General features: G+C 40.2%; 19 protein-coding genes. 7 read left to right on the top strand and 12 right to left on the bottom strand.

The window, feature by feature from the left end; all coding sequences use genetic code 11:
- Positions 1-61 precede the first annotated feature (61 nt).
- Positions 62-502, top strand: a complete 441-nt coding sequence (locus OQ268_RS10770) for a hypothetical protein (protein ID WP_265856132.1) — start codon at positions 62-64, stop codon at positions 500-502.
- A gap of 57 nt (positions 503-559) precedes the next feature.
- Here OQ268_RS10770 and OQ268_RS10765 read toward each other — a convergent pair whose 3' ends face one another.
- Both OQ268_RS10765 and OQ268_RS10760 read right to left on the bottom strand, forming a co-directional pair.
- The gene (locus OQ268_RS10765) at positions 560-1,066 is read right to left on the bottom strand and encodes an FKBP-type peptidyl-prolyl cis-trans isomerase (RefSeq protein WP_265856131.1); all 507 of its coding nucleotides are present in this window, start codon (positions 1,064-1,066) and stop codon (positions 560-562) included.
- Positions 1,067-1,076: 10 nt separating this feature from the next.
- Positions 1,077-3,089: a thioredoxin domain-containing protein gene (locus OQ268_RS10760; protein ID WP_265856130.1), complete on the bottom strand. Its 2,013-nt coding sequence runs from the start codon at positions 3,087-3,089 to the stop codon at positions 1,077-1,079.
- 117 nt (positions 3,090-3,206) lie between these two features.
- Here OQ268_RS10760 and OQ268_RS10755 point away from each other — a divergent pair, with 117 nt between their 5' ends.
- On the top strand, positions 3,207-4,304 hold the full coding sequence (locus tag OQ268_RS10755; protein ID WP_265856129.1) for a mandelate racemase/muconate lactonizing enzyme family protein: 1,098 nt from the start codon (positions 3,207-3,209) through the stop codon (positions 4,302-4,304).
- A gap of 69 nt (positions 4,305-4,373) precedes the next feature.
- Here the strand turns inward: OQ268_RS10755 and OQ268_RS10750 are convergent, their stop codons facing one another.
- The 3 genes from OQ268_RS10750 to OQ268_RS10740 all read right to left on the bottom strand — a co-directional run bounded on the left by OQ268_RS10750 (position 4,374) and on the right by OQ268_RS10740 (position 8,816).
- Positions 4,374-5,240, bottom strand: a complete 867-nt coding sequence (locus tag OQ268_RS10750; RefSeq protein ID WP_265856128.1) for a glycoside hydrolase family 25 protein — start codon at positions 5,238-5,240, stop codon at positions 4,374-4,376.
- A 191-nt stretch (positions 5,241-5,431) separates the two neighbouring features.
- A complete protein-coding gene (locus OQ268_RS10745; protein ID WP_265856126.1) occupies positions 5,432-7,066 on the bottom strand; it encodes an ABC-F family ATP-binding cassette domain-containing protein in 1,635 nt (544 codons plus the stop codon).
- A gap of 88 nt (positions 7,067-7,154) precedes the next feature.
- Complete coding sequence (locus tag OQ268_RS10740; protein WP_265856125.1) at positions 7,155-8,816, bottom strand: FMN-binding glutamate synthase family protein; 1,662 nt, start codon at positions 8,814-8,816, stop codon at positions 7,155-7,157.
- Positions 8,817-8,900: 84 nt separating this feature from the next.
- On the opposite strand from OQ268_RS10740, the gene OQ268_RS10735 reads away from it, so the two are divergent.
- The 4 genes from OQ268_RS10735 (at position 8,901) to nhaA (ending at position 17,684) form a co-directional block, all read left to right on the top strand.
- Entirely contained in the window at positions 8,901-9,521 is a 621-nt protein-coding gene (locus tag OQ268_RS10735; protein ID WP_265856124.1) for an L-threonylcarbamoyladenylate synthase, read from the top strand.
- Positions 9,522-9,672: 151 nt separating this feature from the next.
- On the top strand, positions 9,673-15,417 hold the full coding sequence (locus OQ268_RS10730) for a lamin tail domain-containing protein (RefSeq protein ID WP_265856123.1): 5,745 nt from the start codon (positions 9,673-9,675) through the stop codon (positions 15,415-15,417).
- A gap of 8 nt (positions 15,418-15,425) precedes the next feature.
- Complete coding sequence (locus OQ268_RS10725) at positions 15,426-16,349, top strand: PorP/SprF family type IX secretion system membrane protein (protein WP_265856122.1); 924 nt, start codon at positions 15,426-15,428, stop codon at positions 16,347-16,349.
- Positions 16,350-16,502: 153 nt separating this feature from the next.
- Positions 16,503-17,684 carry a Na+/H+ antiporter NhaA gene (nhaA, locus tag OQ268_RS10720; protein ID WP_265856121.1) on the top strand — a complete coding sequence of 394 codons (1,182 nt, stop codon included), beginning with the start codon at positions 16,503-16,505 and terminating at the stop codon, positions 17,682-17,684.
- A 185-nt stretch (positions 17,685-17,869) separates the two neighbouring features.
- On the opposite strand, the gene trpA is transcribed toward nhaA, so the two are convergent.
- The 4 genes from trpA to trpD form a co-directional block, all read right to left on the bottom strand.
- Positions 17,870-18,637: a tryptophan synthase subunit alpha gene (trpA, locus tag OQ268_RS10715; RefSeq protein ID WP_265856120.1), complete on the bottom strand. Its 768-nt coding sequence runs from the start codon at positions 18,635-18,637 to the stop codon at positions 17,870-17,872.
- 73 nt (positions 18,638-18,710) lie between these two features.
- Positions 18,711-19,892: a tryptophan synthase subunit beta gene (trpB, locus tag OQ268_RS10710; protein WP_265856119.1), complete on the bottom strand. Its 1,182-nt coding sequence runs from the start codon at positions 19,890-19,892 to the stop codon at positions 18,711-18,713.
- A 136-nt stretch (positions 19,893-20,028) separates the two neighbouring features.
- Positions 20,029-20,661 carry a phosphoribosylanthranilate isomerase gene (locus OQ268_RS10705; protein ID WP_265856118.1) on the bottom strand — a complete coding sequence of 211 codons (633 nt, stop codon included), beginning with the start codon at positions 20,659-20,661 and terminating at the stop codon, positions 20,029-20,031.
- Entirely contained in the window at positions 20,661-21,647 is a 987-nt protein-coding gene (gene trpD, locus OQ268_RS10700; protein WP_265856117.1) for an anthranilate phosphoribosyltransferase, read from the bottom strand. Before trpD ends, OQ268_RS10705 begins: the two co-directional genes overlap by 1 nt.
- 239 nt (positions 21,648-21,886) lie before the next feature.
- On the opposite strand from trpD, the gene OQ268_RS10695 reads away from it, so the two are divergent.
- Positions 21,887-22,837 (top strand): ion channel, encoded by a 951-nt coding sequence (locus OQ268_RS10695; RefSeq protein WP_265856116.1) that lies wholly within the window; start codon positions 21,887-21,889, stop codon positions 22,835-22,837.
- Between the two features lie 50 nt (positions 22,838-22,887).
- On the opposite strand, the gene OQ268_RS10690 is transcribed toward OQ268_RS10695, so the two are convergent.
- The 3 genes from OQ268_RS10690 to OQ268_RS10680 all read right to left on the bottom strand — a co-directional run bounded on the left by OQ268_RS10690 (position 22,888) and on the right by OQ268_RS10680 (position 25,500).
- A complete protein-coding gene (locus OQ268_RS10690) occupies positions 22,888-23,622 on the bottom strand; it encodes a LytR/AlgR family response regulator transcription factor (RefSeq protein WP_265856115.1) in 735 nt (244 codons plus the stop codon).
- On the bottom strand, positions 23,600-24,661 hold the full coding sequence (locus tag OQ268_RS10685; protein WP_265856114.1) for a sensor histidine kinase: 1,062 nt from the start codon (positions 24,659-24,661) through the stop codon (positions 23,600-23,602). Before OQ268_RS10685 ends, OQ268_RS10690 begins: the two co-directional genes overlap by 23 nt.
- A 74-nt stretch (positions 24,662-24,735) precedes the next feature.
- Positions 24,736-25,500 carry a LiaF transmembrane domain-containing protein gene (locus OQ268_RS10680; protein WP_265856113.1) on the bottom strand — a complete coding sequence of 255 codons (765 nt, stop codon included), beginning with the start codon at positions 25,498-25,500 and terminating at the stop codon, positions 24,736-24,738.
- Positions 25,501-25,567 lie beyond the last annotated feature (67 nt).

The following is a 25,567-nucleotide window of genomic DNA, read 5'->3' as shown; positions in this document are numbered from 1 at the left end:
ATTCTTTAACGAATGGCAACAGCCTATTTTAGTACCTTTGTAATTTACAAGACATACTGAAATGAAACAACTGGCTTTCCTTTTTTTAATATTTGTGGGATTTGCATCCCGGGCGCAAGAGCACGATCCGAGCGACCAGATGGACTCTCCAAACTGGGATGTTATTGGTGGCGTAAAAATTAAGACCGTAAAACCGACAGAAACCTACGCAATTTATAATCCAAATATTCAGAAATACGAAAACAAACCTTTTGAACTTTCTGGATACATTGTACCCATTAAAGATGGAATGAAGCAGACTAAGTTTATGCTTTCTACACTTCCGATTAACCAATGCTTTTACTGTGGTAAAAATGGTATCCCAATTATGGTGCTAGTAGAAATGGCAGAACCAATTAAATTTACCTACCTCCCCATCAGGGTGAAGGGCGTTTTAAAACTGAATAAGGGAAACGCCATGAATAACCCGCCTGTTGAACTAAATGCGGCAAAAATGTTATAAAACAAAAAATCCCGATAATGCATCGGGATTTTTTATATCAAATTATATAAATATGTCTTAGTGACCAGAATGCCCATCAGCACCATGCGCATGTCCGTGAGATAACTCATCTTGCGTCGCTTCGCGAACATTCAAAATTGATCCGCTGAACAACAAATTTTTACCTGCCATTGGATGATTTAAATCTACAGCAACATTTTCATCATGTACTGCAGTTACACCAGCCCTAAACTGGTTACCTTGGTTATCTTGTAGTGGAATAACATCACCCACGTTAGGCACTTCGCCACCAGCATCTGTAAACATCGATTTTGGAAGATCTGCAAAAGCACCCGGATCAATTTCTCCGTAACCGTCTGCAGCAGATAATTCAAAACTATATTCATCACCGGTTTTTAAACCTGTTAAATGTTCTTCAAATTTAGGCAACATCATGCCAACTCCATATAAAAATACTAAAGGGTTTTGCTCATCAGCTTTTTCAACAAAAACTTGCTGACCTTCTTCGTTAGTAGTGTGCAGTTCATAAGTTAATGCTACTACTGAGTTTGGTGAAATATTCATTCAAATTGTTTTAATGTAAATACGCTAATGCTTCCTCAACAGTGTTAACCGGTAACTGGCATACTTTATTTCGGCAAATATAAACTTTTGTTTCATTGCTTTGCTTACCTTTTAACAGCGGAAGGTTACTTTTTGTTCCGCCCAATGTAATCTTATTTGGAATATAGTGGCTACTTAGCTCTTGCTTTACCTTTGTACTTGCCTCTCCAGCAATGGCAATCTCGTTGATCCCATAAACTTCATTTAACAAGAGAATTGCCCAATTTGAATAGGCAGACCCATAGGCTTTTATTTTTGGATGAACGGCAGCTAACATTTCACTTGCCTTCTCGCTATAGCTGTCGATATCGAACAACAAGCCTAGTTTCTTTAAGTTAAGGGCCATGGTAGAGTTTGCCGCCGGAATAACATTATCCATAACTTCGTGTTTTCGTGCGATCAAATCTACGCTTTCGGCAGACGTGTAAAATAACATTGGCGATGCCTCATCAGAAAAATTCGCCAAAACATAATCTGTTAATGCTTTGGCTTCTTCAAGCCATTGCTCATTAAAATCGTATTCGTAAAGCGCAATTAAGGCCTCAATGTAAAAGGCGTAATCGTCTAAAAAAGCAGTAATAGAAGCTTTTGCATTTTTATAATTACGATACAAGCCACCATTAGGTTTGGTGAGATTTGATCCGATCAATTGAGCTGCAATCACTGCCTTTTCATAATATTCGGGAATATTAAGTACTTGTGCAGCATCGATCAAAGCTTTAATCATCATTCCATTCCATGCAGTTAGGCATTTATCGTCTAAACCCGGACGAACACGTCGATTACGAGCGGTTAATAATTGTTGATTGGCCTCAGCAACCCGATTGGCGAGCGTATTTGCGTCAATATTATATTTCCCCATTAAATCTGCATCCTCAACGGTTTTACGCAAAATATTGCTTTGCTCCTCCTCCCAATTTCCACTCTCCGTAACGTTGTAGTATTCACCAATTAAAGGTGCATTGCTTCCCAATATCTGATCGAATTCAGATTTATCCCAGATGTAAAATTTTCCTTCCACGCCCTCGCTGTCCGCATCCAATGCCGAATAAAATAATCCCTCTGTTGAAGTCATTTCCCTAAAAACCCAATCGATACTTTCGATAACAGTTTGTTTAAACGATTCGAATTTAGTGCATTGATAGGCTTCGGCATAAAGACTAATCAGTTGAGCGTTGTCGTAGAGCATTTTTTCAAAATGCGGGACATGCCACTTATCATCTACCGAATAGCGGGCAAAACCTCCACCAATCTGATCGTAAATACCACCGCGTCTCATTTCTTCCAAGGTATGGCATACTGCGGTGAATACTGAATCATCATCACTTAAAAAGGCATAGCGCAATAAAAATACCCAGTTGTTGGGCAGGGGAAATTTTGGTGCCCGGTTATAGCCCCCATAACCAATATCAAAATGTCTTTTCCAAGGGGTGATGATTTCTGTTAGGTGAGCCTGTGTATAGGTTTCTTGCGTAGCTGATGCAATTATGGTTTCGCTATCGCGGATACCAGCAGTTAATCGTTCGGCGTATTGAATGGCCTTATCTGGTTCGTTAGCCCAAAGTGCCGCTACATTTTCTAAAATATTAATCCAATCGTTTTTGCGAAAATAGGTACCGCCATAGATGGGCCGTTGATCTGGAAGGCAGATACAATTTAACGGCCAACCTCCGCTACCCGTCATCAGCTGAATGGCGTACATGTAAATTTGATCGATATCCGGGCGTTCCTCCCGGTCTACCTTGATGCATACGAAATGCTTGTTCATCACTTCTGCCACCTCAAAATTTTCAAAACTTTCCCGTTCCATTACATGACACCAATGACATGCGGAATAACCAATGCTCACAAGAATCAGTTTCTGCTCTGCTTTAGCTTTTTCTAAAGCTGCAGGGCCCCATTCGTACCATTCTACCGGGTTGTGTGCGTGCTGGAGTAAATACGGAGACGAGGCGTGAATTAAACTATTGGGTATGTTTTCCATAATGGTAAAGGTAAAAGGTTTAGCTGGTAAGCCATACTTTTTTCCAAAAGTTTAGAGATAATGCTAAATTAGCGCCAAAAGCCTTATAACTTTATCCGGCCACATTTATCATTTAATATGAAAATTACACATACCGAAATATACCGTTTTAGTATTCCGATGGAACCTTTCGTAATTGCCACAGGGACCATGCATTTTGCGCAGAACGTACTCATTAGAATTTACACCGATGCAGGCATCCATGGCATTGGCGAATGCTCTGCCTTTCCAATGATTGTTGGCGAAACGCAAGAAACCTGCATTGCCATGGCCAAAGATTTCGCCGCCATTTTGAAAGGTAAGGATCCAGTTGCTATTCCTGAACGGATGGGCGATTTGTTAGCCTATGCAGACCACAACCACACCATCAAAAGTGCTTTTGATATGGCGCTTTTCGATATCGCTGCCAAAAATGCTGGCTTACCACTTTACCAATTTTTAGGTGGAAGTAAAAGGACCATAGAAACCGATATGACTATCGGAATTGACAGTCCGGACGGAATGGCTGCTACCGCATTAAAATATCAACAGAACGGATGCCGGATAGTAAAAATCAAGTTAGGCAAAAATGTACATGACGATATCCAACGCGTTAAATGCATTCGCGAAGCATTAGGACCAGAAACTACCTTGCGACTAGACGCTAACCAGGGCTGGAGTTTTGATGATGCCTTATTTGCATTGGGCGAGCTGGAACAATATAACATTGAGTTTTGCGAACAGCCTATGCGTACCTGGTATGATGATGAGCTGCCAGCGCTAAATCTTAACTCACCAATAAAGTTAATGGCCGACGAAAGTTGCTATAACCATCATGATGCGAGGAAATTAATCAACAGCCAATCTACTACATACCTTAACATTAAATTTTCTAAATCTGGTGGGATTTTGGGAGCCCAAAAAATTCACGAGGAAGCATTGAAAACAGGTGTAAAATGTATGATTGGCAGCATGTTAGAGAGCAGAATTGCGCTAAGTGCCAATCTGCATTTCGCGCTGGCGAGCCCTAATGTGGCATTTTTTGATTTGGATACGGCGCTGTTAGGTCATTTGGTTGACCCTGTAGTTGGTGGGCTTACCTATAACGGTTATTTCTTGGATGTACCTGACGAGGTAGGAATTGGTGCTGAGGCCGATGAATTTTTCTTGGAAACTTGCGAAAGTTGGACGGTTTAGTCACCTAGCCTTTACCTCATCTTTTAATAAAGACATACGTTGTAAATGTACTTAAACAATAGTATTTCGCTATTTCACCAGGAGTTCCGCTAGCGCCGTACTGTCGCCATTAAAAGCATTGAAATCTACTACATGCCCAACGCCGTTGATTTTTGCCTTATCAGAATGTTGCCAAAACTTCCATTTGCTTTTGTCTAGCCGCAATTTAGGTTTGTAGTAATGGGCAATCCACAAAGGATAATCATCTAATTTCCCTTCGAGGTTATCTTCATAAAACTTTAATCCGGTATAGATAATTGGCCGCACCTGGGTTTTCATTTCAACATAGGTCAAAAAATCTGAAAGCTCCAGGCGCATTCTAAGAGGCGATACGCCATCTAAGGTTTCGATATCTACCACCGGTGGAAGATCTCCTTTTTCGATATTAACTACCTGGAGAAAAAATTTAGCTTGAGCCTTGCCACTTTTCTTTGGTCTGAAAAAATGGTATGCACCGCATACAATCCCAGCCTTTGGTGCCTCCCGCCAATTGCGCTGAAAGTATGGGTCTACCTGTAAGATGCCTTCAGTAGCCTTAATAAAGGCAAAACGCACCTTAACATCATCCTCTTCCATTAGCTTTACCTTTTGCCAGTTGATTTTACCTTGGTAATAAGACACATCAATTCCATGAATGCTGTAGTTTTTAGGGATCTTGATGTTGAAGCTTTCGTAACTTCGGTAGTTTGGGTCCTGGCCCCAATCTTTGATCCATCGCCAACCTGATACAAATGCACTCACCACATAACCATAATAAAATGGTGATAGCAGAATCAAAAGTAAACCTGCAATGGCGACTTTCCATTGCATGGGAAAAGGCTTCCTTTTCTTTTTACGAGTATTGGGCTTTCTTGCAGCAGGTTTCCGATTGCTGGCTATTTTTCTCTCTGGCGGCATAAAGTATTAGATTCCGCTAAGTTGGGTAAAATGTGGGTAAATAAGAAAATGAAGATACTGCCCAACTTACCAAAGTGTTGGGCAGAAATATGCCTGAACAGTTACCTTAGAGATAAACACCCTCCCATATCGCAATAAAACCGGGAAAAAGCATGTTTAGGGTAACAAGAAGCCATCCTCAAACGATCAGGCTAAGCCTGCTCAATTTCCTTCAAACTATTCATCTTCTTATACGCCAAAAAACCTTTTATATCTTCGAAGTGCTCGCGAACACGTTTATTGCCGAACTCGAAAACTTTCTGTGCCAAACCATCAAGAAAATCTCTATCGTGTGAAACCAAAATCAGGGTGCCATCGAAATCTCTTAAGGCTTCTTTGATGATATCTTTTGTTTTCATATCAAGGTGATTGGTAGGCTCATCCAGTATCAATACATTTACCGGTTCGAGTAAAAGCTTAATCATCGCCAAACGGGTTTTCTCACCTCCGGAAAGGACTTTTACTTTTTTTGTAGTGTCATCGCCACTAAACATGAAAGCACCCAGTAAATCTTTAATCTTAATGGTGCCATCGCTCAGCGGAATTTGATCTATCGTTTCGAATACTGTTAAATTTTCATCAAGCAAAGCGGCCTGGTTTTGAGCAAAATAACCAATTTTGGCATTGTGGCCCACCTTTAAACTACCTTCGAACTCGATCTCCCCCATTATCGCTTTGATCATGGTTGATTTACCCTCACCGTTTTTACCTACAAAGGCAACCTTTTCACCACGCTCAATAACCATGTTCGCTTTCTGGAAAACAACATGTTCGCCGTAAGCTTTCGTTAATTCTTCCACCATCACTGGATACTGTCCCGAGCGTGGAGAAGGCGGGAACTTTAAGCGCAAGGCAGAGGTATCGACCTCATCTATTTCAATGATCTCTAATTTTTCGAGCATTTTAACCCTCGACTGCACCTGTAATGTTTTAGAATAAGTACCCCTGAAACGATCTATAAATTCTTGATTGTCTGCAATAAAGCGCTGTTGCTCCTCATAGGCCTTCAATTGATGTAAACGTCTGTCGGCACGAAGTTGCAGATAATGGGAATACTTGGCTTTGTAATCGTAAATTTTCCCCATCGTAACTTCAATGGTTCGATTGGTGATATTGTCAACAAATGTACGATCGTGTGAGATGACCATAACAGCTTTGGCAGAATTTACAAGAAAATCTTCTAACCATTGAATACTTTCAATATCCATGTGGTTGGTCGGCTCATCTAGTAGTATTAAATCAGGCTTTTTCAATAATATCTTCGCCAATTCAATGCGCATGCGCCATCCGCCAGAGAATTCGGCTGTTTGACGCGAAAAGTCTTTCCTTTCAAAACCCAAACCTTTAAGCACTTTTTCAACTTCAGCATCGTAATTTACTTCTTCAATAGAATAAAATTTCTCGCTTAATTCAGATACACGCTCAATAAGCTTCATGTAATCATCACTATCGTAATCGGTGCGGATGGTAAGCTGCTCGTTAAGTTCATCCAGCTCCTGCTGCATGTGATTTACTTCTGCAAAAGCTTTCATGGTTTCTTCGAAAACCGTTACACGATCTTCTGTAAGTAAATGTTGTGGTAAGTAGGCAATTACAGCCTCTTTTGGTCCGGTTACACTTCCAGATGTAGGCTTTGACTGGCCCGCAATGATCTTCAGAATGGTTGATTTCCCCGCACCATTTTTGCCCATAAGGGCAATTTTGTCGTTTTCGTTGATAGAAAAAGTTACGTCGCTAAATAGCGTAGTTCCGCCAAAAGAAACGGAGATATTATTTACATTAATCACAGTGCTAATATTGAATTCGGCGCAAAGATAAGTCAAAGACTTAACAATAGCGACATGAAAACCAATGAACTACAATTATTGGCTTTGCCTATCTACCGTCATCCGATAAGGTATCGTTGTAAGGATTTGCGTGTGCATAATCGATTGCAGAAACCTTATAATCGGTTGGTGCAAAGCTTTTTGAAGTGCTCAATGCCATACCTAATTCGAAACGTGTTGGGTAAGGCGTTTGAAGCAAACTACCTGCCGGGATATAAGGAAAAGTTTCGAGGTAACTTTGCATTACATTTTGACTCACCCTCCTATTGATATATGCTCGGTTGAGTTGCGAAGTTTCGCGAAGACCCGCAGCGCCAAGTAACTCTACAGCACTGGCAACGGTTAAGTTGTGGAAGTTTTTAACCCTCACTTTTTTGTCTTCTACCACCAAACCTTTCATTAAACTTTGATCCTGTGTAGCTACACCTGTAGGGCAGGTATTGCTATTACACTCCAAAGCCTGGATGCAACCCAATGCGAACATCATTCCGCGTGCAGCATTGCACATATCGGCTCCTAAAGCAATATTCTTAATTAAATCGAATCCTGTAGCAACCTTGCCGGACGCAATGATTTTAATGTGTTGCTTCAGGTTGAAACCATTTAAAACGTCGTATACGAAAGCAACACCCTCACGCAATGGCATCCCAACAGAATTAGAAAATTCTTGAGGTGCCGCACCCGTACCACCCTCACCACCATCAACAGTAATAAAATCTGGGTAGATACCGGTTTCAATCATGGCCTTGCAAATGGCGTAAAACTCACTTTTCCTGCCGATACACAGTTTAAAGCCGACGGGTTTCCCCTCAGATAAGTCTCTAAGTTTTTGTACAAATTCCAACAATTCTATTGGTGTTGTAAATGCCGAGTGCGAAGGCGGCGACAGTACATCTTTTCCTTCGGGCACCAAACGGATTCGGGCTACTTCTGCTGTTACTTTTTTTGCAGGTAGCATGCCTCCGTGTCCGGGTTTTGCACCCTGTGATAATTTAATTTCGATCATTTTAACCTGATCTGCTTTGGCTCTTTCGGCATAGGCATCGTAATTAAATGTGCCATCATTGTTTCTACAACCAAAATACCCTGTTCCAATTTGCCATATTAAATCGCCATCAGGTTGACGATGATAATCGCTAATTCCCCCTTCACCAGTATTATGTGCGAATTTTCCCAGCTTTGCACCACCATTTAAGGCAAGAATAGCATTCTGACTAAGGGAACCAAAACTCATGGCCGATATATTATAAATGCTTGCTGAATATGGTTTTTTACAATCAGGGCCTCCAACTAATACCCTTGGGTCTGCATTGAGCTCGTGGTGTGAAATTGCGGCGATACTATGGCTTAACCATTCATATCCATTTTCATAAACGTTCAATTGAGTTCCAAAAGGAATAGTATCATTATCTTTTTTTGCCCTTTGGTAAATTAAAGAGCGGTTTAAACGATTGTAAGGGGTACCATTGGTGTCACTCTCTACAAAATATTGATAAACTTTTGGCCTGAGCTCTTCCATAAAATACCGCAGTCTGCCGAAAACGGGATAATTTCTCACAATACTATGCTTGGGTTGATAAAGATCGTAAATGCCCAGAATCACAAATGGCCCTGTGAAGAGAAAAGTCCACCACAAGAATGGATGATACAGCCCGAGCATAATGGTGAGGGCAATTAAAAAAGCAGCAATTGCTACGAAAGCTTTTCTCATAATCGATGTTTAGCGCATGTGAATGATGGCAAAGATATTAGTAATATTAAACAACTGGCACCATTAAATTGTTATTTTTACGCTATGCTTATCAAAATTTATCCAGAAAACCCGAATGAAAAAGCCATTGAGCAGGTGGTTGAAGTACTAAGAAAAGGTGGGTTAATCATCTACCCAACTGATACAGTTTATGGATTGGGCTGTGATATCACCAATCCGAAGGCAATAGAAAAGATTGCGAGAATAAGGGGAATCAAACCCGAGAAGGCCAACTTTTCTTTTATTTGCCATGACCTAAAGCACATTTCCGATTACATCAAACCTATAGACAATACGACTTTCAGGGTGCTAAAAAAAGCACTACCTGGTCCTTTCACATTCATTTTTAATGCCAACAATAATGTTCCCAAGTTATTAAGTTCGAATAAAAAGACAGTGGGTATTCGTGTTCCTGATAACAACATTGCCCGTTGCATTGTTAAAGAGTTGGGCAATCCTATCTTATCTACATCTATAAAGGATGATGATGATGTAATTGAGTATTCAACAGATCCGGAGCTTATCCACGAGAAATATGAACAACTTGTTGATTTGGTAATTGATGGCGGGTATGGCGATAATGAGGCCTCAACTGTAATTGATTGCACCAATAGTGAGTTCGAGATAATACGTGAAGGCAAAGGGAATATCGAAGATTTCTTGTAGCAGCAGTCGATCGTAGAAGATGATGAACGAAAATTCCGTATAAAAATTACGATTGACCAGATTTATTTTTCCACATTTAACTTAATTAACACTAAGTTAATCTAAGATTAAGGCTTTTGCACATACATTTGTTGTAAACAAAACAAATTATATGAAAAGACCTTTACTTCTCTTCTTATTTTCCCTATTTACGACCTATTTGTTTGCGCAGGTTACACTAACTACCTCGCCCTACAGACAGGAATTTAGTGATATAGGAACAACCGGACTTCCAATCGGATTCTCCGTGAGACTTGGCTCAAGTGCTAGCGCTCTGGGCACTTCGGCCACTTTTACAAACGCAACTGCTACCTGGAGTGCAACAGGTGCAGGATACAAGAATTTAGCTTCAGCAACTGCTGGAAATGCAGCAAGCACTACCGTCCAGGCTGCATCAGCTGATAGGGCCTTGGGTCTAAGGCAAACTTCTGCCACAGGATACGATCCTGGGAGTGCATTTCTCTTTCAAATTGCAAACACAACCGGAAAATCGGGCTTCAAACTAAGCTTTGATCTCCAGTCTCTAGATGCCAGTTCTACCAGAACAACCACGTGGGCAGTAGAATATGCTTTTGGTGACACACCAACGAGCTTTAATACAGCACCAACAACCGGAACTTTAACAACTGGCAACAGCACTTTTTCAAACAATGCCATCAATGTAGATTTTGGTGCAGCACTTGATAATAATGCAGGTTCGGTTTGGATTAGGATTGTAGCTCTTACTCCATCAACTGGCAGTGGCAATAGAGCCAGTACCGCTATAGACAACTTTAATCTTAGCTTCACCTCAGGTAGCGCAACGGTTCCAACTCTTGCAGCAAACCCCAACGCCATTGCATTTGGCAACCAAAATGCAGGCGCCAATTCTGCATCACAATCATATACCTTAAGCGGCTCAAATCTATCTGCAGGTGTGAGTGTTAACAGTACAGCTCCCTTTTTCATTTCGAAAGATAATACCAGCTTTTCCACATCGCTAACATATACTCCAGGTGAGGTAACCAGCGCCCCTTCAGTTTATGTGCGGTACAGCCCAACATTTGGCGGTGCATCTACCGGCAATATCATCAATACCAGTACAGGTGCCAACACGGTGAACGTTGGTGTTTCTGGCACAGGTTTATCAGCGATCTTAACGCTTGATAAATCCACACTAGACTTTGGTTCCCAAAACTCAGGAACAAACTCAGCGGCGCAAAGCTTTATGCTAAGTGCAACAGGTTTGACCTCAGATGTAAACCTAAGCTCGACCGCCCCGTTTTTCATTTCGAAAGATAACGTTACATTCACCAACACCCTAAGCTACACTACAGCAGAATTAGCTTCGGCCAAAACAGTATTTGCCCGTTTCACCCCTACAGCAGCGGTAACTTCAACTGAAAACATTAGTGTTACCAGTACAGGTGCAGCAAGCCTAAACATCTCAGCTACAGGAATAGGCACAAACCCACCTGCAGCGCCGGTGCATGTAGTTATTTCAGAAGTTTATGGCGGCGGAGGAAATACCGGAGCGAGCTATAAAAACGACTTTATAGAGTTATATAACCCAGCAAATACAGCTGTAGACTTAAGCGGTTGGAGTGTTCAATACTCGAGTGCTACAGGCACCGGTACATGGCAAAAGACAGATTTAACAGGCAGTATTCCAGCCAAAGGCTTTTTCCTAATTCAAGCTGCTGCAGGCACAGGAGGTACGGTAAACCTACCCACTCCTGACATCATCGGTACCTTAGCATTATCAGGTTCTACCGGAAAAGTAATTCTAAGCAGTGGAAATACCGCCTTAACAGGTGCAAATCCAACTGGCGCTACTATTATTGATAAAGTAGGTTTTGGGCCTACCGCTACCGGTTTCGAGACAACTCCTACACCAGTCATCTCCAATACCACTTCTATAGAACGTAAAGCCAGTTCGACATCTACCGCAGCAACGTTGGCACTTGGCGGAGCCGAAGAATTTAATGGCAATGGGTTTGATAGCGACAATAACAATGCAGATTTCGTTGTTACAACACCAAATCCTCAAAACAGCCTTGTAAAAGAACCAGTTGGTGCTAACCATCTCGTAATTTCTGAAGTATACGGTGGCGGTGGAAACTCAGGTTCAGTATATAAAAATGATTTTATAGAGCTATATAACCCAACACTTAGTGCAGTAGATTTATCCAACTGGTCTGTACAATATGCATCGGCAACAGGCACATCTTGGCAAGTAACCACTTTAAGCGGCACTATTGCACCAAAAAGCTTCTACCTTATTCAGCAAGCTGCAGGTACCGCAGGCACCACTAACCTACCAACTCCAGATAAAACAGGTAATATCGCTATGGCAGCAGGAGCTGGAAAAGTTTTATTGGCTAATGTTACAAGCGCACAAACTGGAACGCTTCCAACCGGAAGCCAAGTGATCGACTTAGTAGGTTACGGAACTACAGCAGTAGGTTTCGAAGGTACTGGACCAACCGCTGCACCAAGTGCGACTTTATCTGTTGAGCGTAAAGCATCCGCAGGCTCTACAGCCGTGACCTTGAGCATTGGGGGAAGCGAAGAATTTGCAGGTAATGGTTATGATAGCGATGATAACGCCATCGACTTCGTGATCAAAACAGCTAATCCACAAAATTCTACGGTAACAGAACCAGCTTCAACCTCAGGCCCTTATTTAAAGGCAACTCCGGCCAGCTTGGTTTTCAGCAACCAGGCGATTAATACTGTTTCCAGCGCAAAAAGCTACATACTATCGGCTGGAAATCTAACCAATACCACAACATTAACGGTAACAGGTCCGTTCTCAGTGTCGAAAGACAATACCATTTTTACCACGACAATTAATTATACCGTGGCAGAACTCTCAACAAACCAAACTGTATACGTGAAGTTTAATCCTGTGGTTACGGGTAATGCAATCGGTGCGATACAACATGCAAGTGCTGGTGCAACTACGGTAACATTGGCACTAAGCGGGCCAGCTATAGACCCTAACCAAACTGCTTTCAACTTTGAAAATTGCACAACTGTTGGAAGCCCGGCACTATCTGACGGATTCTACCAATATAGTGTTAACGGACCACAAACCTGGGGTTGCACAACCACCTTTGGTCATGATGCTAATGACCCTACAGGCACAGCCAGTACAGGCAATGCACTGCAAATTAATGGTTTCTCAAGTGGAAATATATTAAATGAAGATTGGTTGATTTCTCCAAAATTAAACCTCGCTACATTCAACTATGCAATTTTGTCTTTCTGGACTAGATCGGCATTTGCAGGGGATAAATTGCAACTGAAAATCTCTACAAATTATAGCGGTACTAGCGATCCATCCCTGGCAACATGGATAAACATTGATGGGAAATTTCCGGAAACAGCAACAGACAAGTGGACAAAATCTGACAATATCGACTTGACAGCTTATAAATCACTGCCAGTGTACGTTGCTATGGTGTATAATTCGACTACATCATCTGCAAGCAGGTGGACAGTTGATGATTTCGCTGTGATTAATTCCAGCACGCCACCTGCAGTTGATATTACGTTATCGCCTTCAAGCATCAATTTTGGTTTTCAGGCGCCGGGAACTACCTCAGCTGCAAATACTTTCAGCTTCTCTGCAGGGAATTTAACCGGCGATGTTACCCTAACCGCTCCAGCAAATTTCACGTTATCAAAGACGAGTGCTGGAACTTACAACAGCTCAATCACTTACGCTAGAGCAGATATTAACAATACGTCTCCAACTGTTTATGCTAAGTTTTCGCCAACAGCAGTAAATACCAGTTACACAGGAAATGTGTTAATAGCAACTACAGGTTCAGCAAATAAAATAGTTGCTTTCTCTGGAAATACTTTTGACGTTGCCAACACTTTAGAAGTTGTAAACTGGAACATTGAATGGTTTGGAAGCCCAGCGCAAGACCCATCAAATGATGTATTGCAAGCGGCGAATGTGAAAACCATCGTAAATAGTTTAAATGCCGATGTATATGGCTTCGCCGAAGTAGTGGATACTACGCTTTTCAAAAATACCGTGCTACCGGCTGGGTATGGTGTTGTATTTAGCGAGTTTGGTTCTTATGCCGATGATAAAAATGATGCTGATTATCCACTAGCACAAAAATTAGCTTTCATGTATCGAAGCGATCAAATAAAGCCAATTTCTACCTTGGGAATTCTACGCGATACCTACAACCCTAATGTTCCCTCTACCAGCGCTGATGGTTCAGCTTATAAAAATTGGTCGTCTGGTCGTTTTCCTTACATGATGCAGGCACAAGTAAAAATTAATAATAAGGTTGATACAGTGTACTTCATCGAAATTCACGCTAAAGCCAATACTGGAACAACCGCAGATCAAATCGACTCTTATTATAGACGAAAAAACGGAAATAAGCAATTGAAGGATTGGATCGATGCAAATCTAGCAGGTAAAAAAGTAATCATCTTAGGCGATTTCAACGATGTCCTGGAAGCTGATAAAACCATTGCGCCAATGCCGGGAACAGGAACCTCCTATGTTGATTTTACCCAAGATGGAGCTAATTATTTCCCAATTACGTTACCACTAAGCTTAGCTGGCAAACAATCAACCGCTGGTTTCCCTACAGTAATCGATAATGTAATCATTAGTAAAGATTTAAACAAAAACTATATTCCTGCTTCTGCAGAAGTGCTGGATGCAGTTAAAAATCTGGTGACGAATTACGCGAATACAACCACAGACCACTATCCTATCAAATCGCGATATTTGTTTGGGAATGGTATTCCCACAGTAGGCGCCATCGCTAACCAGGCCATTTGTTACACTCCAGTAAACCAAACAATTGCCATTACTGGAATTTCTGCTGGTCCGGAAACTAATCAAACCACTACAATTTCGGTTACAAGTGATAATGCAAATCTTTTTGATCTACTAACCGTATCTCCAAACGGAAACGATAAAGCAACAGTTACCTATCATTTAAAAGGTAATGTAAGTGGCAGCGCAAATATTACGGTAACTATAACAGACAATGGAGGAACTGATTTCGGTGGAGTGGATAGAATTTCCAAAACATTCAAACTTACCGTTACATCTACCGCCACAGCTACGATAGCTGGTTCAACAGCGGTTTGTTTGAATGGTACCAGGCCAACAATTACTTTCACTGGTGCCAACGGCACCGCACCCTATACTTTTACCTACAACATAAATGGTGGTGCAAACCAAACTGTTACGAGCACAAATGCAAGTGTAACCATTCTTGCCCCAGTTAATATTGCCGGGACATTCGCATACAATTTAGTAAATGTGAAGGATGCTAATTGCGGCCAAAACCAAACCGGAACAGCAACCGTAACCGTTAATGCTTTGCCGAGCATTTCTATTACCAATAACAAAGACCTAACTATTTCTAAGGGTGATGTAATTACCTTAACAGCTACTGGCGGCGTTCAGTACAGCTGGGTTGGCGCAGACATTACTTCGGGTCAGAATACTTCGGCAGCAACGATCAGACCTAAACAGAGCGGTATTTACAAAGTAATTGTAACGAATACTAGCGGCTGTACGGCAGAACAAAGTATTGCCATTACGGTAGTTGATGATTACAAATTAGAAGCCAGTACGCTTGTAACGCCGAACGGCGATGGCTACAACGATAAGTTTGTAGTTAAGAACATCGATTACTATCCGAACAATGTACTCAAGATTTTTGATAAAGCTGGCAGAATCCTTTACACCAAGCAAGCCTACAACAACGACTGGGATGGTACAATTAACGGCAGTCCGCTCGCCGAAGGAACCTATTATTACATTATTGATTTGGGCAGTGGCATAGGTACATTTAAAGGATTTGTAAACATTATTAGAGACTAATTACGGGAATGAAAGCAATTACAAGAAAGATAAAGCAAATAAGTCGTTTAGCGTTTCTATTTGCAGCGAGTATGCTTATTACGAGCACTGTTCAGGGGCAAATTTTACCTTTAAATGCGCAGTATTTTCAAAATAGATACTTGGTTAATCCGTCTATGGCTGGATTTAATGAAGGTTTAAATATCAATGGGAGTTTTCGCAAGCAATGGTCGAATATTCCAGGTGCCCCCCTAACCCAAAGCGTTACGGCCGATCAGCAGGTGGGCAAGGTTGGCTGGGGAATAAATGTTTACAACGAAAAATCTGGTGGTTTACAGCGAACCAAAATGGTAGGAACTTTTGCCTACCACCTTCCCTTAAATAGCGACGATCAGAAACTGAACTTTGGGATCTCATTTGGTGGAAGCCAGGACAGGTTAGATTTAGGAAGTATTCGCAACAGCGACATTAACGATCCTTCGGTTGCCCGTTTCAACGATCGGGGTTATTATTTCGATGGTGATTTTGGCGTATCTTATACCTCAAAAGGATTAACGGTTGAAGGAGCTGTGCCTAACATGCGTTCTGTATTTAGAAATGACGACTTAAATTTTGCAGACAAGCCAACTTTCTATTCTGCTATTGGATATAGATTTAGTTTAGGAACAGGAATCAATGGCGTAAGCCTGGAGCCAAAAGGTGTTTTTAGGGGAATTAAAAACTATAAAAACTTATGGGATGCCGGTTTAAACGCCAATTTCGCAAATGATAAATTATACGTAATGGCTATGTACCATAATACGCAAAACGCAACAGTTGGTTTCGGAATGAATTACAAGTCTACCTTGTATTTCATGGCGTACTATAATACGGCGACTTCAGCCATATCTGGTTATACTGATGGAGATTTCGAAATTAACCTCCGGGTAAATATCGGACGAAAAAATCCATAGAGTTTAGGATACGGGTTACACTGATTTTGGTCAATTCCACAGCATGCAAGCTTTAGCTTGCATGCTGTGGAATTTTTTTTAAAATTTTATTTTTTTGGAATAACAGGAAGTTATTTCTGCCCCAATCCTTATGTTTTTGCTATTTTTGGAACAATGGCAAAAATCATCAACCTCGAAGTATTTAAACGTTTTTTTAGATCCGGCCAAGTTGGCGGAATCATCTTATTGGTTTGCGTAGCAATTTCGCTACTCATTGCCAATACCTCATCGAAAGAAAGCTTCGAAACCTTTCTCGAAGTAAAATTGGGTTTCGGAACCGTGAATTACAGTATTCTTGCCTGGATAAATGATGCTTTAATGGCCATATTTTTTTTACTGGTTGGCTTAGAGATTAAGCGGGAATTGGTAGAAGGGGAACTGTCGTCTGTAAAAAGTGCCTCACTTCCCGTAATTGCAGCTTTAGGCGGAATGTTTATTCCGGCTCTTATTTATGCCTCATTTAACCGTGGAACCGCTAGTGCCAATGGTTGGGGAATTCCTATGGCAACAGACATTGCATTTGCATTAGCTATTATTGCTATGCTAGGCAAGAGCGTTCCTACAAGTTTAAAGATATTTTTAGCAGCTTTAGCCATTGTAGATGATTTAGGTGCAATCCTGGTTATTGCCATTTTTTATACCAACCAAATCCATTTTGAATATTTAGCGATGGCCGGGGGGATTTTAGTTTTATTGGTTGCAATGAACTATTTTGGCGTTAAGAAATTAGTATTTTATTTATTACCTGGAATTTTTCTTTGGTATTTCATCCATCATTCCGGCATCCATGCAACTATTGCCGGCGTGCTATTGGCATTTACTATACCAACCAACGAAAGTGATGAACTCTCTCCGTTAGAAAAATTGGAGCACGCACTTACCACACCAGTTAACTACCTAATAATGCCCATTTTTGCCCTGGCAAATACGAACATCACGTTTGAAAAAGAAATGCTCGCAGGATTAATATCGCCATTAGGTTTAGGAATTATAGTAGGATTATTTGCCGGAAAAACGCTTGGCGTAACCTTATTTAGTTGGCTGGCTGTTAAGCTAAAGTGGGCAGATTTACCAACGGGTGCAGGATGGAAACACATTGTTGGCCTGGGAATGTTAGCCGGTATAGGTTTTACGATGTCGATATTTATCGCCCTGCTCTCATTTAATGATTTGTTATTTGTATCTGAAGCAAAATTTGCAATATTAACTGCCTCCGTTCTATCAGGTGTAATTGGTTTCGTATTCTTGAAATCAGTTCCAGCTAAAGATGAGCAAGGTTTACCATCAACTGATTAAATAGGTATAGTTCATCGCCTTTGAGAATCACCAAGTGGTTTCAAAAAAGGGCGGCTTAGTTTTGATCCACGATCCGGCAACATTGTTCGCACTTATATCAACTTTAAAAAGAAAAAAATCAATGGAGGTAGCCAAACTTAAAGTTTATCCACTCCATTGATCTAAATTGAATTTCTAATCTATAATCAACTTTTAAACTCGCTCATAAAACGGCTTACATTTTCATCAATGTCACCATCTGCAATAGATTTTACAAACGCGGTTCCAATAATGGCGCCATCTGCGTAACTACACGCTTTGTCGAAAGTTCTCTTATCACTAATACCGAATCCAATCATGGTGGGATTTTTCAAATTCATATTCTTGATTCTGCTGAAATACGCTTCGGTTGTATCTCCAACCTCCAGATTTTTTCCTGTGGTAGCTGATGATGACAGCAGATAGATGAATCCATTGGTAAGGCTGTCAATTTTATGGATACGAGCTTCAGCAGTTTGTGGTGTAATTAGAAATACGTTGCTTAAATTGTGTTTTTCGAAACAATCCTGATAAAATTCTTCGTACTCGACCATGGGCAGATCTGGTACAATGCATCCATCAACCCCTACTTCAGCACAGGCTTTACAAAAGTTTTCTACACCAAATTGCAATACGGGATTAACATAACCCATTAACAATACGGGAATAGTAACATTTTTACGCAACTCTTTCAGTTGATCAAAGAGCAATTGAAGTGTCATGCCCTGATCTAAGGATTGCTTGCTACTTGCCTGGATCACCGGTCCGTCGGCAACAGGATCTGAATAAGGAAAACCAATCTCGAGCATGTCGGCTCCAGATCTTTCTAAAGCTTCTGCAATCTTTATCGTGTCTCCGGTATTTGGATAACCGGCTGTATAATAAATAGACAATATATTTTTTTTCTCTTTGAAGAGCTGTTTAATTCTGTTCATTGTTTTGCACAATATTTAATGTCACATTAGGCAGGATCACAATTCATCGAATTACCTGCCTTAAAGTCGAAATCTATAAATTAAAATATTTGATGTAGGTGTCTAAATCTTTGTCGCCCCTACCGGAAAGACAAACTACCACAACTTCGCCACCTTTAAAGGTCATTTTCTCGAGATATGCTAATGCATGTGCACTTTCTATGGCGGGAATGATGCCTTCAAGTTGAGTGCAGCGTAAACCCGCTTCCAAACTTTCTTCATCTGTTATAGAAACATACTGCCCTCGTCCAGTTTTGAATAAATGGGCATGTTGCGGCCCAATACCAGGATAATCTAAACCTGCAGAAACAGAGTGAGGTTCTACTACCTGCCCATCTATGGTTTGCATCAGGATGCTTCTACTGCCGTGTAATACCCCTTCTTTACCCAGAAAAGTTGTTGCTGCAGAAAAGCCGCTAGAAACCCCTTTACCTGCTGCTTCCACTGCAATTAACTTTACGTTTTCATCATCCATAAAATGATAAAACATACCTATAGCATTACTTCCACCACCAACACAGGCCAAAACATAGTCTGGCTGTGCGTTTCCTGTTTGCTCCAATAATTGTTTCTTAGTTTCTTCAGAAATAATTGATTGGAAAATAGCCACCATATCAGGGTAAGGATGTGGACCTACGGCCGAACCAATGATGTAATGGGTATCAACCGGATTATTAATCCAATCCCTCATGGCTTCATTGGTAGCATCTTTAAGGGTTTTGCTACCAGAACTTGCAGGGACAACCTTTGCACCGAGCATTTTCATACGAGCAACATTTGGTGCCTGACGTTCGATGTCTACTTCGCCCATATAAATTACACATTCCAAGTTCCGCAAAGCACATACGGTAGCAGTTGCAACACCGTGCTGACCGGCACCTGTTTCCGCAATAATCCGTTTTTTGCCCAACTTTTCGGCCAGTAGAATTTGTCCGATGGTATTGTTAATTTTATGTGCACCGGTATGGTTCAAGTCTTCCCGCTTGAGGAAAATGTTGGCCCCCAAACGTTCAGAATATCGTTTGGCCAAATATAATGGCGATGGACGACCTACATAATCTTTCATTAACTGATGGAATTCCTTCTTAAAATCAGCATCGTCAATAATTTTCAGATAGTTTTGACGTAATTCTTCTACGTTTGGATATAGCATTTCGGGAATGTATGCACCTCCAAAATCTCCGTAATATCCTTTTTCGTTTACTTTGTATTTCATATTTATATCAATAATCCACCTGTATAAACTGGTGCTAATGAACTGTAATTATATATTAGGCGGGAAGAAAGTTGTGCGCTTAGTTCCCAAATTGATCAATAATGCATAAACCTCAATTTGCTTGCAGGTTATCTACTTAAGAAAAGCTTCTTATAAATTGCTTAATCCGCTCAACGTCTTTCTGTCCTGGTTCAATTTCAAACCTACTGTTAATATCTAAGCCGAAAAGGCGCTCATCAGTAATTTGTTTGATCGATGCCGCATGTTGTAAATCTATTCCCCCACTCAAAAAATAAGGTTTTTCAAGTGTGTATCGACTCAAAATTCCCCAATCGAAGGTCTTGCCAGAACCACCATGGGTTTTTGTCTTGGTGTCGAAAAGGAAATAATCTACGTTATCTTCATAAACTGCTAGTTTAGCGAAGTCAAAATCTTCGGCTATCCCGAAAGCCTTAAATATTTCCAGTTGGCTAAAAGTATTTTTAAGATCTTGTACATCTTCAACGGTTTCGTTTCCATGTAATTGAACAGCCTTTAACTGATAAAGTTTAACTTTTTCCTTTATGGAACTTAATGCTTCATCAACAAAAACTCCAACCGTTTTTATTTCCTGCGGGATATATCTAATCAATTCTGCAGATACATTGCTGATAAATCTAGGCGATTTTTCATAAAAAATAAACCCCAAATAATCAGGTTTCAGCGCCGCAACTGATGCAATATTTGCCGCCAATGTCATCCCACACACCTTCAATTTCAGATTTTCCATCAGGCAACCAATTTTTTAAAACAGTTTAATGCCTTTTTACTGTTCAGGGATTCTTCTGCCTCATAGAAGCAATCTGCAAATGACGCATCTGGCTTAATGGTTTTGATGGCAAGCGCAGCATTGCAAAGTACTACATTATTTTGCACATCAGTAGCGCTTCCATCTAGCACATCCATAAAAATCTTCGCAGAAGACTCAACCGTATTGCCACCTTTAATATCGCTAACGGCAACCTTTTCAAAGCCCATATCGTTGAGGGTTAAAATTCCCTCGCCCTTGTTATTGAAGGTCTTTACATCGCAGGTAAGCGAAATTTCATCGTAGCCTTCTAAAGCATGCACAATGGTATAGCTTTTTGTGGTATCCTGATAAAGATAATTGTACAATCGAGCCAACTCTAAACTAAACACGCCAACCATTTGATATTTTGGCTGCGCCGGATTAACCATTGGGCCCAGCATATTAAAAAAAGTTTTGATACCCAGATCTTTACGTATTGGCGCAACAATTTTCATTGCCGGATTAAACAATGGCGCATGCAAAAAGCAAATGCCAGCATGATCTAAATTTCGTTTCAACACATCTTCATCGTTAGTAAACTGGTAGCCTAAATGTTCCATTACATTTGATGAACCACAGCCAGAAGAAACGCCATAATTACCATGTTTAGCGACCTTGTGTCCGGCGCCGGCTACTACAAAAGAAGAGAGTGTGGAAATGTTAAAAGTATCTTTTCCATCTCCCCCTGTTCCGCACAAATCAATCAGCTCGTAATCAGAAAAATTTGTTTTTACGCCTAAATCCAACATCGCATCTCTAAAGCCTTGTAGTTCATCAACAGTTATATTTCGCATAGCGTAAGCCGTAATAAAAGCTGCTATTTGTGATGAGTTGAACTCACCCTGCGAAATTGAAATCAATATATTTTTGGCTTCTGCTCTACTAAAGCTCTTGTTCTCGAATAAATGGTTTAAAATTTTTTTCATGTAAATTTTCACTTTGCTGTTGCGATAACATTTGGCTAACAGCGGCCAATAAAAAAAGGATTGCTTTTGGGGCAATCCTCTTAGTTGGTATAAAATATTTTTAAATATATAACAATAGAATTTGCCTAACGATTTACGTTATGCCACCACCAATTGTTATTTAAGTTTTTAATTATCATGTTTGTACAGAACAAATATTGATATACTTTTTTATAATTCCAAAATCTTTTATAAAATATATGGCTTTTTTCAGGAGAAAAGTACAGTTTAATGATGATTTGGGTTTCGGCTCTGCACCCGTGTTGAAAAACCAGCGAGTATTAAATATTGATGGAACACCTAATATTGAACGAACTGGCCTACCATGGTTTAAATTAGATGATACTTATACCCGCTTGGTAACCATGAGCTGGTCGCGTTTTTTCATCGTAATTTTAGTCGCTTATCTTATTGTTAATACTGCTTTTGCCATTACTTACAATTTAATTGGCATCGAAAACTTAAATGGCGCAAATGGTACAACTGCCCGCGATCATTTCTTTGATGCATTCTTTTTTTCCGCTCAAACCATTTCTACCGTAGGCTATGGGCATATTGCGCCGCAAGGCTTTCTAACCAGCATTGTGGCAGCTTTTGAGAGCATGCTTGGCTTACTGGCATTTGCATTGGCTACAGGTTTACTGTACGGACGCTTTAGCAGACCAACCTCCAAGATTTCTTTTTCCAGGAAAATGGTTGTTTCGCCCTTTCACGATCACACTGGGTTAATGTGCCGACTCGTAAATCTTCGAAGGAATGCTTTGATAGATGTAGAGGCCCAGATGTTTATTAGTTTTAACGAAACGGTTGACGGAAAGCTTAAACGTAGTTTCTACCCCTTACAACTAGAGCGTAAAAGCATAAGCATTTTACCTTTGAATTGGACATTGGTACATCCAATTACCGAAGATAGCCCTATTTATGATAAAACGCAGCTTGAGTTATCGGCTGCAGAGGTTGAGATTTTTATCATTATTAAAGCCTTCGATGAAACTTTTTCTCAAACCGTTCATAGCCGCACCAGCTACCAAGACGAGGATATCGAATGGAACGCAAAATTTAAGGTAATGAACTATCACAATGCTACAGGTAAAACGGTTATCGATTTCAGTTTATTCGATGCGATAGAAAAAACCACTATCGATGTATAATTCTTAAATAAGTGGAATATTTTAGGTGCCAGTTGTACGTTTAGGTAGCATTACAAACCTAGCGCAACTTTTAATTTGGTGTAACCGGTTTTACTAACTGGCAACCAAATATCCGATTTGAGCAATACAACGTAGCTATCTTTTTCTTTCAGCTCAATTTTTGTTACCTGAGCCAGGTTGATGATGTAAGATCTATGTATACGAATAAATTGTCCTGAATCTAGGGTCTGTTCGAAATAAGACATGGTTTTATTTTTGTAGAACACACCATCCACGGCATTTAACTTAACGTAATCATCATCGGCTTCTAAATAATCAATATCTCCGGTAGGAATAATTTTAATTACGCCATCTTTTTTTACTACTACCCTATTATTTTGTGCGGGTGTTAGTGCCGCTGCTTCTAAAACTGCTTCGGTGTTATCACTTCTTGTTATCCTCCCGGGAATTTTGTTCATTGCCAGATCAAACCTCGCCTTATCGATCGGTTTCAACAAATAATCCACGGCATTAACTTCAAAAGCCTTAATCGCGTATTCATCAAAAGCAGTTGTGAAAATCACAGCGGGCTTGTCCTCTACCAGTTCCAGCATTTCAAAACCACTAATTTTAGGCATTTGAATATCAAGAAAAATAAGATCTGGCTTATGTTGGGTAATGGCTTTTAATCCCTCGAAACCATCACAACATTCAGCAATAATCTCAACCTCAGGATGATCGGTTAGGTAAAACTTAACAATATCTCTCGCTAAAGGTTCATCATCAATGAGGATTGTTCTGATCATTTTTCTGTGGAATTTTTAAGGTGGTAATATATAAATTATTTGCTTCAATTTCTGTCTGCAATAACTGTGGATTGGCAAATAAAAGGTATAACCTGCGTTTAATAGCACTTAAGCCAAAACCTGTTCCCCCGGTTGCTTTCATTTCCGGGTCGAAAGGATTCTGTACCCTAACAGCTAATAAATGGTTTTCTACCGTGACGTCTATCTTGATGGTAATGCCTGAAGAAGTATTGTATAGACCAAACTTAATGGCATTTTCGATGATGGGTTGTAAAAGTGTGCCAGGCAAACAAAGGGTCAGCGTGTCATCAGCAACATTTACTTCAATATTCAAACGGTGGCTAAAGCGCACTTTTTCAATATCTAAATAAAGCTGAATGTATTCCATTTCTTCGGCAACGCTTACCCACACTTCATCGTCGCGCTTGAGCGTTCCACGTAAAAAAGATGCAAGTTTGGTAATCATCACCCCCGCTTCTTTGGGGTTAATCATTGTTAGCGCAAAAACCGAATTCAAACTATTAAAAAGAAAGTGAGGTTGTAGCTGATGTCTTAATTTATTTAGCTCTGCTTCTTTTGCCAGCGTCTTTGCTGCTGTTAAACGTTCGTGAGTTTCAGATTGTTCTTCTAACCTATACCACAATATATTGGCCAAGGCACACCATGCCAGACACATAAAAGAAATCAATCCACGAAAAGAAAAACTAAAGTTGTAAAAATCCTTATACTCCTTATAATCGTAGAAAATTGCTAGTAACGTATATTTACCAATAAAAATAATAACAAGCGTTAAGGCAAGGGTAATGACCAAAAAATACAAAATACGTTCGTTTTTTGGCTGATAGTATCCAAGCATATTGCTAATGCCAATACATGCTCCAGCAAGCAACAAATTACTAAATGCACTGTCTACAGCCGATATTAACCAAGAAAAGTTAATGACGTAATGCATGCCAACGGCACATAAGACAGTCCATGCTAGTGCGAAGGCAAGCGAGACTTTTTGTATTTGCGGAACAGATAATGGTCTTGTTGTCACAATGGCGAAGTTTAGTGTTGGTTAATGATATAAGCAGTTGGTGTGATGCACCAACCGCCTGATAATATACAAGCTTAGAAGCTTTTAATTTCTATACCCCCAAACATTGCAGTACCTACTAGCACGAGGGTTTTCTGCCTTTCTCCTATTGGCATAAAATGGGACCTTTTGTCTTCGACACTTCCAAAAATCGCTGTAACATTAGATTTAATAGCCCAGTCTTGTGGAACAATCAATTTGATGCCACCGAAAATAGCGGTTACATCTAGTAATGCGGTTTCTTCAAAATCGGCCTGCGTTAATATGATATCCGTTCCACCAAAAACAGCTGTTATATCTCCACCTTTAAAATTTTTGGAGTAAACCGTTTGATTATTGCCTCCAAAAACAGCAGTAACATCAATAACATCATTCGTATTTGCTTTTCTACTTTGTGCCTGCCCGCTTTCTATAGCAGTTTGTGTTGAGAAATCAGTTGGTGATGATTGATCTACAAAACTATTTTTGAACCCATTTTTCGGTCTTAATATTAGAAAACCACCAACAATCACCAATCCGAAACCCAATGCATATTTTGAAATATCAAAATCGAATCCCATTCTATCGATGGTGTTGTATACGCCAATTAAAACGATAACCAACCAACCAATGCCTTTAAAGTTTTTTCTAAAGCCCAAAAACAAGCCCAAAACAATTAGAAATGTCCAAAAACTAAAAATCCAATTGGGAATATCCAACCCAACATTATTTAATAAAAAACCCATCCCCACAAGTATGATGATGAGACCGCTCCAAACCCGTCCGCTGTTTTTGATACCGTTATTATTTAAATTTTCCATCTCTATTAAATTTAATAACCAAAAGTATTTATAATACCCTATGTTGCCCATATCAAGGAGGCATAAT

Origin of the sequence: Pedobacter sandarakinus (assembly GCF_026240095.1) — a bacterium.
Classification (GTDB): Bacteria; Bacteroidota; Bacteroidia; order Sphingobacteriales; family Sphingobacteriaceae; genus Pedobacter; species Pedobacter sandarakinus.
This window is presented reverse-complemented; position numbering and strand designations above follow the sequence as displayed.